This is a genomic window from Roseibium sp., assembly GCF_965233565.1.
GTDB lineage: Bacteria > Pseudomonadota > Alphaproteobacteria > Rhizobiales > Stappiaceae > Roseibium.
The window spans coordinates 2,258,706-2,271,800 of sequence record NZ_OZ247494.1 but is presented as its reverse complement, the minus strand read 5'-3'; the positions used below and the strand labels follow the sequence as shown (position 1 = coordinate 2,271,800).

Below are 13,095 nucleotides of genomic sequence, written 5' to 3'. Positions count from 1 at the left end.
AGCGATGATGCAGCGACAAGCCGGCTCTGCTTCAGAGTGCCAGTGGTGTGTCTCAAGGGCCGCAGGAGCCTTGGACGTAGTGATAAAACAGTCCTGTGAGCTCCTTTGCCTTCTCGTCGGAACCGACACTGAAGGTCAACTGTCTCGGGATCGTCACCAGGCCGCCAAACAGCTGGTCCGGGGCTGCGGTGTCACCGAGAAAGGTAAGGTTGACCAGCAGCGCCTCCGGCTTTTCCAGGGTAAGTGCATTTTCGGCGAATGCATGAAACGCCGGGCCGTCCTCGTGCGGCGCTGGCGTTTGGGTGACACCGTTCGCGTCCCCGGTCATGAGGCTGCTCAGGCGAAAACTGACTGTTCCGCCGGGCTTTTGAAAGAGACCCGCGAGATCCTGCGCATCGGCCCCCTGTAGATCGCTCGTTGTCATGCGTTTTTCTTCACTGACTGAGCCATCTGACGCCTTTAGGGTCAGCTCCCCGGGCTGAAAATCCTTGTGGGTCCGTGTTGAGAGATCGAGCAGCCTGCTTGCGAGTGCTATCGGGTCGTCCGCCGTACCAAGCCATTTTGCGATGAGCACGGAACCACCGTCCTGCAGCGGCCGGATCCCGACCGTCTGAAAATCGAATTTCGAAAGATCGGCCATGAGCACAGCCCTGCTCAGGAGGGCTAGCGCGTTCGGTCCCTTTACATCACTCTCAAAAGTTATCTTGAGGTGGCAGGCATCCAGCGAAATCTTCGCTTGATCAGCACCTTGGGTATTGGCTTCAAGAAAGGCAACGACGTCGGAGGAGGTGGGAGCCGGATCGGAAGAGCAGCCGGCGACGATCAGGGCTAGGCTCAATGCTGCAATTGAAATCTTCATTTCAGGTCCGAATCTGAGTTCTTTCGCGCGATCAGCCTCCCAGTAGCTGTCAATTGAGCCTGTGGCAATTGAATTGGGATCTCACCCCTCTCCGCATTCGCGGAGAGGGGGGGTGGATTGGTCAGGTACTGCATTTGACCCGCCTAGATTTTCTCCTTCAGGAACTCCAGAGCGGACGTTTCGGCCTTGGCGCGCGCTGCTTCGTCAAATCCGAAGGTGACGCCATAGGTCGGGCTTTTCAGCGTGTTCTGATAGTCCGTCATCACGGTTTCCGTGCCCCATTTCGGATCATCGAAGCCCTGAAGGACATCGGGCAATTCGACGATCTCGACATTTGCATCCGCGGCGGCAAGGGAGGAACAGAGCTCCGGCTGGGTCCAGTCATTCCTGCCGGCGTTCAGGATCAGGATCGGATCGGCAAAAACTGCTGACGCCACCGATTTGCAGTTGGGATAGAAAGAGACGACCGCTTTGAAACCCGCCCCGAAGAACTGGCGCGAACCGTCCCTTAGAGCGCTGCCCGTGGTCGAGCTCCTCGACCAGCCAACGGCTCCGATCCGGTCCGGATCGATCTTCTGGTGTGTTTTCAGGTAGGCCAGGGCGCCAAAGGCATCCATGACACGCTCCCCGCCGAGCCCGCTCACACCTTCGCCCAGCACGTCTTCGCAGGTGCCCGAGACATCGCGGGAAGAGAAGCTGTCGACCTGGAGCGTGGCGTAGCCGGACCGGCGAAAGATTTCGGCCCAGCTGTCCTGGAAGTCCTGAGGCCCCTGGCAGTCATGCAGCAGTACCAAGGCCGGAAAGGGGCCTTCGCTCTCAGGAAAGCCAAGCTTGCCGGAGATCGGAAAGCCCGGCTTTGGCTTCAGCTCGATGCCTTTGGCCTTGGCCTGCTTGATCTTGAATTTGCTCGGTGGCGTCGTGGCGCTCGTGAAGTCGACAGTGATGACCTCTTCTGCGGTGCCGAGCGCCGGAACGGCAACAATGGCTCCAGATGCTGCCAGCAGCAGTGATAACAAACGTCCCTTGATGGTCTTTGGCATGATGTTCCCCCGATTAATTGTCATTTTTGACGAGCATATGTGGAGTGAGGGCCATTGTCTTGGTGTTTTCGAAGATTTGTGGCTGCGAAGGTGCGCTCTGCCGTCTTGGTGTTGATGTTGCTGCGAAGCTGCATCACCAGATGGGCCTTCCAATACGCTCTGTCTTTCGTTCTGAGACTTTGTTCTTGTCCGGAGCAGCGGCGAGGGGCACCAGCCACGACTGTTGAACTTACAGGTTGCGGGGCTCACGCGGCCTCTGTCATCATGACGTGTCAAGCGCGCGTTATCGGATTGATCTCTCGGTGTAATTGCAGCGTTTGACCCGTTCACCACCGCTTCGAAATCGCATGGTGAACAGCGGCAACTTCACCAAACTGCTTGCAAATCCTTCGTTTTCTTTCTTGACATGAATACTGATTCATGTGTCATATATTGCAGCGTCAGGCGGCAATTCGGGCGTTGGCGGGCTGTGGGAGCGGCTTCGTCAAGACGCCAGCCTCGCGCGCAACGGGAGGAGAATTCATGACGAAACGCGTATTCCGCTGGGCAGTGCCGGTTCTGGCCGGTCTCGGCTTCGCGGCGGCTTCTGCGGCAGGTGCCATGGCAGAAGATATCAAGATCGCGCATGTATACGGCAAGACCGGGCCGTTCGAAGCCTATGCCAAGCAATCGCATACCGGCCTTCTCATGGGGCTGGAATATGCCACTGACGGCACGATGGAGATTGATGGCCGCAAGATCGTGGTGATCGAGAAGGACACGCAGCTCAAGCCGGATATCGGCAAGGCGGCGCTTGCCGAAGCCTATGGCGACGATGAAGTCGATGTTGCGGTGGGGCCGGTTTCCTCCGGTGTTGCACTGGCCATGCTGCCGGTCGCGGAGGAATATGAAAAACTTCTGATCGTCGAGCCGGCTGTGGCAGACTCCATCACGGGTGCCAACTGGAACCGCTACGTTTTCCGCACGTCGCGAAATTCCTCGCAGGACGCCATTGCCAATGCCGTTGCGCTTGGTCAGGAAGGCGTTTCCATCGCAACACTGGCTCAGGACTATGCCTTTGGGCGTGACGGTGTGGCCGCCTTCAAGGAAGCGCTGGAAGGCACGGGTGCCAAGCTGGTGTTCGAGGAATATGCGCCGACCGATACCAAGGATTTCACGGCCAATGCGCAGCGTGTCTTTGATGCGCTCAAGGACGAGCCGGGCCGCAAGTTCCTGTTCGTGATCTGGGCCGGTGGCGGCAACCCGATCAGCAAGATCAAGGCAATGGAACCGGAGCGCTTCGGTGTCGAGATCGCGACCGGAGGAAACATCCTGGCGGCCATGAAGGCCTACAAGGAACTGCCGGGCATGGAAGGTGCGACGTATTATTATTATGAAATCCCGAAAAACCCGGTGAATGACTGGCTGGTGGCTGAACACCAGAAGCGTTTCGATGCACCGCCGGACTTCTTCACCGCAGGTGGCATGTCCGCGGGGATCGCGATCGTTGAAGCGATCCGCAAGGCCGGGTCCACCGATACCGAAGAGCTGATCACGGCGATGGAAGGCATGGAATTCGACAGCCCGAAGGGCAAGATGATGTTCCGCGCCGAAGACCACCAGGCTCTGCAGCCGATGTATCACTTCAAGATCCGGGTCGATCCGGACGTCGAATGGGGCATCCCGGAGCTGGTGCGTGAGCTCAAGATCGAGGACATGAACATTCCGATCCGCAACCAGTAGAATTCCCTTGGCGCGGGCCTTCGTGGTCCGCGCCCGCGACCTTCAGGTCAGATTTCGACCGGCATTCGCTTGCCTGTGCAGCCGGTGTCTCATCCGATACAGTTTCGTCTTCGTTGCAACCTAGGAACACTTACCGTGGCCAAGGAACACCCGATTCTTGAAACCAAGGACCTCACGATCCGCTTTGGCGGCCACGTGGCGGTCGATCATGTCTCCTGCGCTTTCGACCGGGGCACGCTGACGGCGATTGTCGGACCGAACGGGGCCGGCAAGACCACCTATTTCAACCTGATCTCCGGCCAGCTGACCGCGACCAGCGGCACGGTGCTCCTGAATGGGGAAGTCATCACGAAGATGTCCGTGCCGGACCGTACGGATCGCGGCATCGGGCGGGCATTTCAGCTCACCAATCTCTTTCCGACCTTGAGCGTGCGCGAGAATGTGCGGCTGGTGGCTCAGGCCAAGGCACGCAAGGGCTTCGATCTCTTCTCCATTGCCGAAAGCCATGTCGAGCTTCTGGAGCGGGCCGACCATGTTCTGTCCGAAGTCCGGCTGATCGACCAGGCCGACCAGACCGTCTCGGCATTGCCTCATGGCGATCAACGCAAATTGGAAGTGGCGCTGCTGATCGCGCTCGGGCCGCAGGTGCTGATGTTCGACGAGCCGACCGCCGGCATGAGTGTCGATGAAGTGCCGGTGATCCTGGAGCTGATCCAGAAGCTGAAGGCAGATATGGACCGCACCATCCTGCTGGTCGAACACAAGATGGACGTCATCCGCACACTCGCGGACAGGATCATTGTCCTGCATAACGGTGAACTCGTTGCCGACGGCGAACCGGCAGAGGTGATTGCCCTGCCGGTGGTGCAGGAGGCCTATCTCGGCAAGGCGCCGGACGCAGCCGGGGAGGCAGCCTGATGGCCGACAATCTTCTGACACTCTCCGGTGTGCACACCCATATCGGCCCCTATCACATTCTCCAGGGCGTGGACCTGACCGTGCCTGTGGGCGGGGTCACGGTGCTTCTGGGCCGCAATGGTGCCGGCAAGACCACCACCTTGCGCACGATCATGGGGCTCTGGACGGCCAGCCAGGGGGACATCCGTTTCGAGGACCATGTCATCACACGGCTGTCGACACCGGAGATTTCCCGCCGGGGCATCGCCTTTGTCCCGGAAGACATGGGCATCTTCACAGATCTGACCGTGGCGGAGAACATGATCCTGGCCGCGGCCCGCGGCCCCCTGGACACCAAGCGGCTCGCCTGGATCAAGGAGCTGTTCCCGCCGATCGGCACGTTCTGGAATTCTTCTGCCGGAACCCTGTCCGGCGGCCAGAAACAGATGCTGTCGGTTGCAAGGGCAATCATCGAGCCGCGGCGCCTGATCCTGATCGACGAACCGACCAAGGGGCTCGCACCGGCAATCATCCGGGCGATGACCGATGCGCTGCGGGAGCTGAAGGAAACAGACACCACGATCTTGCTGGTGGAGCAGAACTTCGCGATGGCCTCTTCGATCGGCGACACGGTCGCCGTCATGGATGACGGCCGCATCATTCATTCCGGCTCCATGCAGGAGCTTTCGAACGACGCCGGCTTGCAGGAAAAGCTGATGGGACTGAGCCTGGAGGCACATCAATGAGCGAAACTTCGATCAAACCCCGTATCGAGAAAGTGCCGCTCAGCGAGCAGTTTTTCCAGAAGCTGCCGCTTTTGCTCGTGCCGCTGCTGGCAGTTGCCGGCCTTGTCGCGATCGGCAATCCGGCGAGCTGGCTGACGCTGACAGTCGCCGGTCTTGCCATGGGCATGATGATCTTCATCATGGCATCCGGCCTGACGGTGGTCTTCGGCCTGATGGACGTGATCAATTTCGGCCACGGAGCCTTTGTGGCGGTTGGCGCTTTTGTCGGTTTCACTGTCCTGGCCTGGCTTGCCGGCTGGACGGCCTCGCCAAGCGTGATGATGAATCTGGTCGCCGTCCTGATCGCCATTCTGGCCGCGATGCTGGTCACCGGTCTGCTCGGCTATGCCTTTGAACGGGTGATTGTGATGCCCGTCTATGGCGAGCACCTGAAACAGATCCTGGTGACCATGGGCGGACTGATCGTTGCCCAGCAGATGATCTATGTGGTCTGGGGCCCGGACGAATTGCATATTTCGCGACCTGAGGCCCTTCAGGGGTCCTGGGTGCTCGGGGAAGCCGCCATCGAGAAATACCGGCTGGTCGCCGTCGGCATCGGGGTCGCGCTGTTTCTGGCCATGCGCCACATTCTCAAGAACACCAAGATCGGATTGCTGGTGCGGGCTGGCGTGGAAAACGGCGAGATGGTCGAGTCACTCGGCTACCGGATCCGGCGCCTGTTCCTGATCGTGTTCATGACCGGCTCGGCGCTGGCCGGGCTCGGGGGTGTCATGTGGGGGCTCTACCAGGAAACGATCACGGCCCATATGGGCTCGGAGATCATGGTGCTGGTCTTCATCGTCGTGATCATTGGCGGGCTCGGCTCGGTCGAGGGCTGCTTTATCGGTGCGATGCTGGTCGGGCTCCTGGCCAATTACACGGCGTTCCTGGCGCCAAAGGTGGCGCTGATTTCAACGATTGCATTGATGGTGGTGATCCTGATGTGGCGGCCGCAGGGGCTCTATCCCGTGGTCAAGGCGAAGTAAGGGGCGGAAAGAGACATGCTGACAAGACTTCTTTCGGGCGACACACCGCGCAGCGGCCTCCTGACCGCGCTCTTGCTGATCGTACTGATCTCGCTTGCTTTCGCCCCCTTTCTGTTTCCGGGCACCAAGTCGCTGGAGACGGCGGCGCGCATCTGCATCTTCATCGTGCTGGTGGCAAGTTATGACCTGCTGCTCGGCTATGCCGGGATCGTGTCCTTTGCCCATACGATGTTTTTCGGCATCGGCGCCTATGGAACAGCGCTTGCGCTGTCCTCCACCGGCCCGTCCTATACGTCGCTCATCTGGGGCACGGCTGCCGGCGCGCTGGTGGCGGCCCTCTTCGCGCTGGCCATCGGACTGTTCTCCCTGCGCGTGAAGGCCATCTTCTTTGCCATGGTGACATTGGCGGTCGCGAGCGCCTTTGCCGTTTTCATCTCGCAGATGTCCTGGCTCACCGGCGGCGAGGACGGGCTCAACTACAAGATCCCGCGAGAGCTGACGCCTGCCTTCAAGCTGGTGAAGGAGAAGGTGTTCGGGGTCCGGATCAATGGCAAGCTGCTCGCCTATTACCTGGTGTTCTTCGGTTCCGCGATCCTGTTCCTGGTCATGCTGCGCATCGTCAACTCGCCCTTCGGCCGAACGCTGAAGGCGGTGAGGGACAATGCCTTCCGTGCCGAGGCGATCGGCTATCGGGTGGTCTGGTACCGGACGACGGCAACGGTTCTGTCCGCTGTCATGGCTGCCCTGGCCGGGTCGCTGCTGGCCATCTGGCTGCGCTACACGGGGCCGGCAACTACACTTTCGATGGAAATCATGATCGACATACTGCTCATGGTCGTGATAGGGGGCATGGGGACGCTCTATGGAGCCGTGCTCGGGGCCACCTTGTTCATCCTGGCGCAGACCTATCTGCAGAACCTGATGGGCGTGGCGGCCGAAGCGACCAGTGCCGTGCCGTTTCTGTCGACACTGGTGGCGCCCGAACGCTGGCTGCTCTGGCTGGGGGTCCTGTTTATTTTGTCGGTTTATTTCTTCCCGTCAGGCATTGTCGGGCGATTACGGGCAGGGCGTGCGTGAACGACAATTTGCTGCATATTCGGGATGAAGGTACGGGCCGGCCGCTGGTCCTGATCCATGGCTGGTCCTGTCCCGGGCAGTTCTTTCAAGACCAGATCGATGCGCTGAAATCGCACGCGCGGTGCATCGTTCCAGACCTTCCCGGACACGGGATAACGGGGGGACGCCTGCCGCTCTCCATCGCTTCGGCGGCCGATGCGGTCTATGGCGCCCTGGTCGAGCGGGAACTTGAAGATATCATCCTGGTTGGCTGGTCGATGGGAGCACTGGTTTCCTACGCGCTCATCGAGCGATACGGCGCCGACCGGATTGCAGAATTCGTGGCCATCGACATGTCGCCGAAAGTGCTGAACACGGCAGACTGGGCGAACGGCACCCTGAACGGCCTGAATGCGGACCTGAACCGGCATGTGCTGGAGGCCATGGTGGCCGACTGGCCAAAACTGCCCGGCCGGATCGCGTTGCGGCTGTTTGCGGAAGGGATTGAACCCGCTCCGGGGCAACTGGCCGCCGCCCGCAAGGAAATCGCTGCGGCAGACCCGGAAATGCTGCGCCCGATGTGGGCGTCGCTGACGGCACAGGACTTCCGGCCACTCCTGAAAGACTTCCCGGTGCCGTTCCATCTGGTGGCAGGCCTCAAAAGCCAGCTTTATGGTGAAGGCGTGCATGCCTGGCACGCCGCGAACGTGCCGAATTATCATTTCTACGGCTTCGAAAACTCCGGCCATGCGCCACACATGGAAGAGCCGGAGAAGTTCAACGCGTTGCTGCAGGACCTGGTGCGCGGTTAACTAGCCAGCTCCCTGTGAAGCCTCATCCTGAGGAGCGCGCTTGCGCGCGTCTTGAAGGAGTGGTCGCTTGTTCCAGTGTTTGCTGCCCATTCTTCGAGACGGGCCTTCGGCCCTCCTCAGGATGAGGTGAAAAGGTGGAGACCGATCGCCATCCTGGACGGAGCGTATCGGAGATCCGGAGCCCTGATCCCCACAACAACTTGATTGAAGCTGCTAGTTTGGAAGCTTCCTGGGTTCCCGCTTTCGCGGGGATGACAGGGAGAGATAAGGCCTAGTGTCCGCCGCCCCTTTTCGATTTCACGAATTCGATGACCCTGTCGAGCACTGACAGGACCAGAAACACGGCAAGCAGACCGATGAAGAACCTGAGGTCGGTGAACAGCGTGCCTTTGGTGAGGTCGAACGTCCTGACACCGATATTTGCGTAGATCCAGACGTAATAGGCGGCGGTGACAAAGATCGCGGTTGCGATCAGTGCCACCAGGATGGTTTGCCAGGCGGGCTTTTGTGGTGTGTCGCTCATTTCAGGATCCTCGCACTTGCCAGATCCACCTTGAAGACCAGGAGATCGTCGAGCTGTTCGACATCGCCTTCCACCTCGATGAAAAGCGCCAGCAGCGGATCGATCTCGTCGCCCAGGAGATTGCCGTCGCTGTCGGCCATCAGGAAAAAGTTGCGGCCATTGACGTCGCCTGAGGAGACGAACACGGGCGGGATACCGCCGGTGAGGCACAGATCGGCACAGGCCTTGTGGGCGAGGCCCCGGCCCGGACGCATGGCTCCGGCGTAGCATTTGCCGTCACAGATCTCGCCGGTCAGTTTCCAGCGACCAAGGGGGACAGGTTCTGACGGAGTAAATCCGGCAACTTCACCTTCAACGGCTTCAACACGGCCGACCTGAATCATCGTGAGGTCGCCCCTGGCAACAGGGACACCGCGCAGGGTCACGGATTCGCCCCTGTTGGTTTCGGCCTGGTCAAATGCACCGCGTTTGCCCTGTCCGGTCAGCATGTAGGTCCGCGCAGGTGTCTCACCGTCTGAAGGGACCCGCAAAACGGGGTAGGGGCGGAGTTCCAGGATGCCGACATTTTCAAAACGGTTGCCCCACTGAAAGCCGCCGCTGCCCGGGTCGTTCTGGGTGGAGGACAGCGCCAGCGCCGCCAGTCCGAGGCCAGCGGCAAAGCAGACCGAGAAGACGGCCAGGAACATCACTAGGGGTTTTGGCACTGCGTTCAGGTAGCCGACGAAAAACGGCGCATCTTTTGTCTGTCTCCAGCTCATGCCGCGTCTCCGATCTCGACAGGGTCCACATGGGTTCCGGGGGGAAGGGCGTTCGGATCCAGCAGGATGGTCGAGCCGATCAGCTGCAGCCGGTAGGTGGAGATCTTTTCGGTAAACGGTGCCGGGGCGCGCCCGTCAGCCAGATTGTACTGGTAACCATGCCAGGGACAGGTGATGCAGCCCCAGAGCACCTTGCCCTCACCGAGCGGACCATTTTGGTGGGCACAGGCATTGGTGATCGCCGACAGCTTGCCGTCATACTTGAAGATTGCGACCCGTTCGTCTTCGGCAAGCGTGACGACCTTCGCGCAGTCGTTATCGATCTCGTCGAGGTCACCGGCAACGACCCAGCCCTGCCGCTCCAGCGAGGCTTGAGCGGTGCGTTCACCGCGTTCGCGCCTCGCTTCCATGCGACCGGTCGCAAAATGAAGGCCGGAGACAAGTACGACGCTTGCAGCCACGACACTGGTGAAGATCGGATCGGCCGGGCCCTGCAAGGCGCCGAGCGCGACATGCAGGACGACACAGGCATAGGCCACATAAATGGACATATGCAGCGCCTTCCAGATCGGTGCGCCCAGGAAACTCAGCCAGAAATCATGGCTGGTGGCTGCCAGGACGAACAGGATCAGAAGCGCGACGATCCCCAGGGTCTCGAACGGAAATCCGAGAAGCTGACCATAGCTGGTGTTGGAAGAAAGAAGCGCGACGTAGCGATCCGTCGGCGAGAAGTTGAAGTACCAGGTCAGGACGTAATTGGCGTGCACGGCCGCGATGCCGGCAGTCATCACGCCAAAATGCCGGCGATTGTACAGGAGCGGCAGGAAGCGCCGGTCAAGCCGGGCAAGCGGTCCAATGCACAGGATCACGGTCAACATCAGGAAGGCGCAGCTGCCGAAGGCCCGCATGCGCAGGATGGCGCCGTCGATCGGCTTGCTGACATCCTCATAAGACGGGCCGACGCGGATGAAGACATAGAGATAGAGCGCAACGGCAATCAGAAGGACCGCGTCGTAGAAGATCTTGTTCCGGTTCCAGATGACCGGGGTGTATTGAACACTCATTGTGCGGTCTCTCCGGCGGAGGTGGCGGCGGGAGCCTCGATCAGGACGGCAGGCCGGTCGGCCGGTGGTGTCTGCCTCAGGGCCAGGATCGTGAAGAAGACCAGGGGCAGCAGGAGGCCGAGAACGGTCCAGATCCGGGCGTGGGCGGTTCGGTGGGCACGTTTCATCTTGCGTCCTCCCCACCGCGTTCGAGCTTGAGCCAGCGATAGAGCACAAGGGGCCAAATCAGGCAGATGCCGGGAATGAGCAGGGGCCGGAAGACGTAAGAGCCGCGCGCGGAGGGCTCGACCCGGTCAATGCCGATCACCAGGAAGGCGGCGGCGACCACACCGCCGGACATCAGGTAATAGCGGCCGATCTCTAGCAACAAGGATGCTGTCTGCACTGCGTGCTCCCCTCCCTCAGCTCGGAATGCCCTGACAACAGACTAGCCGAGACGGCTGCGTTGCCAAGAGGTTTGGTTTCATTCGTTTTGTCATCCCCGCGAAAGCGGGGACCCAGGAACCTTCATCATCAGACGGTCGACCACCGCAGTATTTCCCGGGAGTTCTGGGTTCCGGCTCTCCGCGTTGCTTTGGCCGGGATGACAATTCAAAAAATCTGCAAATCATCACACCAGATCCGCATCCGTGACGATTTCCACCAGCGACGGACCGTCATGGGCGATTGCCGCCCCGATGGCATCCCCTAGCTCAGAGGCGTCCGTGACCCGGTGGCCATGCCCGCCGCAAAGCCGGGCGAAGGCGGCGAAGGAGGGGTTGGTGAGTGTGGTCTCCCAGACCGGCCATTCGCCGGACCGCTGTTCCTTGGAAATCTTGCCGAGTTCGGAATTGTTCAGGAGGATATGGGTGATGTTCATGCCGTATTTCACGGCGGTGGTGAATTCCATCGCGTATTGGCCGAAGCCACCGTCGCCCGAGATCGAGATCACCTTGCGGCCTCGGTATTCCTCGAAATCCCGGGTGGCGCACCAGGCGCCGATCGCCGCCGGCAGACCGAAGCCGATGGAGCCCAGATAGCCGGACATCAGGATGCGCTGGCCGCGCGGTTCGAAATAGCGGCCGAAGGAATAGGTGTTGTTGCCGACATCGACCGGAATGATTGCGTCTTCCGGGCAAAGCTCCGTCAGGACCTTGAAGATTGCAGCCGAGTGAATGCCCTGGCCACGGTCTTCCGTCAGACGGGTTTCCTTTTCATCACGCCAGATTTGCCAGCGTTCGAAAAGTTCGGCGAGCTGATAGGCCGCATGCGCGGACTTTTCCAGCGTCGGCCGGATTGCGTCACAGAAGGCGCCGATCTCGCCCCAGATGGGAAGTGAAACGGGATGGAACTTGCCGAGTTGCATGCGCTCGTAGTCGACCTGGATGATGGTCTTGTAAGACGCAATGCCGGTGTGGTTGGAGAAGGAACTGCCGAGCGCCAGGATCAGATCGGCCTCGTTCATCAGCCAGCTTGCGATCGGCGTGCCGGACCGCCCGAGAACACCGGCGGCGTTCGGATGATTGTCCGGTATCAGGCCCTTGCCCTTGAAGGTCGTCAGCACCGGTGCGCCCAGATGTTCGGCCAGTTCGATGACCTTCTCACGGGCCTGCAACGCACCGTAACCCATGATGATCACGGGCCGTTTGGCCTCCTGCAACATCTCGCGGGCCTTTTGCAGGTCCTCCGGCGGCGGGCTGATTTCGGACCGGGAGACCCGTCCTTCGGGCCCGGACGGAGCCTGGTCGCTCGCGATGGTCTGGACGTCGTCCGGGAAAATCAGGTGGCTGACGTCCTGCTCCAGTGTGGCGGTCTTCAGCGCGAGCGTCATCAGTTCCGCATGGTTGGATGAGGACAGGACGGGCTGCGAAAACCGGGCAACGGCCTCGAACGCCGATTTCAGATCGATGTCCTGAAAGGCACCCGGCCCGAACACCTGGGTCTGCACCTGGCCGGTCAGGGCCAGAACGGGCGCCCTGTCGACCTTGGCATCCCAGAGCCCGGTCAGGAGATTGGTGGCCCCCGGTCCGGCAATTGTCAGGCAGCCGGCGGGTTTGCCGGTCAGCTTGCCATAGGCGGAGGCCGCAAAGGCGGCTGCACCCTCATGACGAATACCGACATAACCGAGATTGCCCTTGTTGACCTGCAGGCGAATGGCATCCGCTAGGCCGAGATTGGAATGGCCGACCATGCCGAAAATGCGTTTCACGCCCCAGTTGACCATGGTCTCGGCCATGACGTCGGTCACCGTTCGCTCGTGCGGCGGCTCCGCTTCCAGGCCGACAAAGATCTCGCCGTCCTCGATCTTGAGCGGGAAAATCTTCTGGCCCGAATCTTCATGGCCACCGGGAGGGGCACCTGTCAGCGGGTCGAAGTCCCAGCCATGCCAGGGGCAGCGGATCCAGCATTTGCCGTCCGTTCCCTTTTCGATGGAGCCTTCGCCCAGAGGACCGCGCTGATGCGGGCAGTGGTTGTCCATGGCCGCCCACTGGCCGTCGAAATGGGACAGGCAGATCGAGGTGGTGCGGGCCGTGACCGTCTTGACCCGGCCTTCGGGCAGATCGTCAGTGGTGCCGACCTTGATCCAGTCGAGATTTTTCGTGTCCATAAGTCT

Annotated in this window: 14 protein-coding genes; 6 read left to right on the top strand and 8 right to left on the bottom strand. The window is 60.6% G+C overall.

Features of this window, described 5'->3' with window-relative positions; genetic code table 11:
* Positions 1–52 precede the first annotated feature (52 nt).
* Positions 53–859, bottom strand: coding sequence for a hypothetical protein (locus tag ACO6TG_RS10430; protein WP_422378115.1), 807 nt, complete (start codon positions 857–859; stop codon positions 53–55).
* Positions 860–1,002: 143 nt separating this feature from the next.
* The gene (locus tag ACO6TG_RS10425) at positions 1,003–1,899 is read right to left on the bottom strand and encodes a dienelactone hydrolase family protein (protein WP_422378114.1); all 897 of its coding nucleotides are present in this window, start codon (positions 1,897–1,899) and stop codon (positions 1,003–1,005) included.
* Between the two features lie 522 nt (positions 1,900–2,421).
* Here ACO6TG_RS10425 and ACO6TG_RS10420 point away from each other — a divergent pair.
* The 6 genes from ACO6TG_RS10420 to ACO6TG_RS10395 all read left to right on the top strand — a co-directional run bounded on the left by ACO6TG_RS10420 (position 2,422) and on the right by ACO6TG_RS10395 (position 8,157).
* Positions 2,422–3,621 carry a substrate-binding domain-containing protein gene (locus ACO6TG_RS10420; RefSeq protein ID WP_422378113.1) on the top strand — a complete coding sequence of 400 codons (1,200 nt, stop codon included), beginning with the start codon at positions 2,422–2,424 and terminating at the stop codon, positions 3,619–3,621.
* A gap of 135 nt (positions 3,622–3,756) precedes the next feature.
* Entirely contained in the window at positions 3,757–4,539 is a 783-nt protein-coding gene (locus ACO6TG_RS10415; RefSeq protein WP_094072331.1) for an ABC transporter ATP-binding protein, read from the top strand.
* The gene (locus ACO6TG_RS10410) at positions 4,539–5,264 is read left to right on the top strand and encodes an ABC transporter ATP-binding protein (RefSeq protein WP_422378112.1); all 726 of its coding nucleotides are present in this window, start codon (positions 4,539–4,541) and stop codon (positions 5,262–5,264) included. Before ACO6TG_RS10415 ends, ACO6TG_RS10410 begins: the two co-directional genes overlap by 1 nt.
* Positions 5,261–6,289, top strand: a complete 1,029-nt coding sequence (locus ACO6TG_RS10405) for a branched-chain amino acid ABC transporter permease (RefSeq protein ID WP_422378111.1) — start codon at positions 5,261–5,263, stop codon at positions 6,287–6,289. The genes ACO6TG_RS10410 and ACO6TG_RS10405 overlap by 4 nt, the downstream gene beginning before the upstream one ends.
* 15 nt (positions 6,290–6,304) lie before the next feature.
* Positions 6,305–7,366 carry a branched-chain amino acid ABC transporter permease gene (locus ACO6TG_RS10400; RefSeq protein WP_422378110.1) on the top strand — a complete coding sequence of 354 codons (1,062 nt, stop codon included), beginning with the start codon at positions 6,305–6,307 and terminating at the stop codon, positions 7,364–7,366.
* Positions 7,363–8,157: an alpha/beta fold hydrolase gene (locus tag ACO6TG_RS10395; protein WP_422378109.1), complete on the top strand. Its 795-nt coding sequence runs from the start codon at positions 7,363–7,365 to the stop codon at positions 8,155–8,157. The genes ACO6TG_RS10400 and ACO6TG_RS10395 overlap by 4 nt, the downstream gene beginning before the upstream one ends.
* Positions 8,158–8,428: 271 nt before the next feature.
* Here the strand turns inward: ACO6TG_RS10395 and ACO6TG_RS10390 are convergent, their stop codons facing one another.
* The 6 genes from ACO6TG_RS10390 to ACO6TG_RS10365 all read right to left on the bottom strand — a co-directional run bounded on the left by ACO6TG_RS10390 (position 8,429) and on the right by ACO6TG_RS10365 (position 13,089).
* Positions 8,429–8,680 carry a hypothetical protein gene (locus tag ACO6TG_RS10390; protein ID WP_422378108.1) on the bottom strand — a complete coding sequence of 84 codons (252 nt, stop codon included), beginning with the start codon at positions 8,678–8,680 and terminating at the stop codon, positions 8,429–8,431.
* The gene (locus tag ACO6TG_RS10385; RefSeq protein ID WP_094072326.1) at positions 8,677–9,438 is read right to left on the bottom strand and encodes a hypothetical protein; all 762 of its coding nucleotides are present in this window, start codon (positions 9,436–9,438) and stop codon (positions 8,677–8,679) included. Before ACO6TG_RS10385 ends, ACO6TG_RS10390 begins: the two co-directional genes overlap by 4 nt.
* Positions 9,435–10,502, bottom strand: coding sequence for a Rieske 2Fe-2S domain-containing protein (locus ACO6TG_RS10380; protein ID WP_422378107.1), 1,068 nt, complete (start codon positions 10,500–10,502; stop codon positions 9,435–9,437). Before ACO6TG_RS10380 ends, ACO6TG_RS10385 begins: the two co-directional genes overlap by 4 nt.
* Positions 10,499–10,669 carry a hypothetical protein gene (locus tag ACO6TG_RS10375; RefSeq protein WP_422378106.1) on the bottom strand — a complete coding sequence of 57 codons (171 nt, stop codon included), beginning with the start codon at positions 10,667–10,669 and terminating at the stop codon, positions 10,499–10,501. The genes ACO6TG_RS10380 and ACO6TG_RS10375 overlap by 4 nt, the downstream gene beginning before the upstream one ends.
* The gene (locus tag ACO6TG_RS10370) at positions 10,666–10,887 is read right to left on the bottom strand and encodes a hypothetical protein (protein ID WP_422378105.1); all 222 of its coding nucleotides are present in this window, start codon (positions 10,885–10,887) and stop codon (positions 10,666–10,668) included. The genes ACO6TG_RS10375 and ACO6TG_RS10370 overlap by 4 nt, the downstream gene beginning before the upstream one ends.
* Before the next feature lie 225 nt (positions 10,888–11,112).
* Complete coding sequence (locus ACO6TG_RS10365; protein WP_422378104.1) at positions 11,113–13,089, bottom strand: thiamine pyrophosphate-dependent enzyme; 1,977 nt, start codon at positions 13,087–13,089, stop codon at positions 11,113–11,115.
* Between the last annotated feature and the right edge of the window lie 6 nt (positions 13,090–13,095).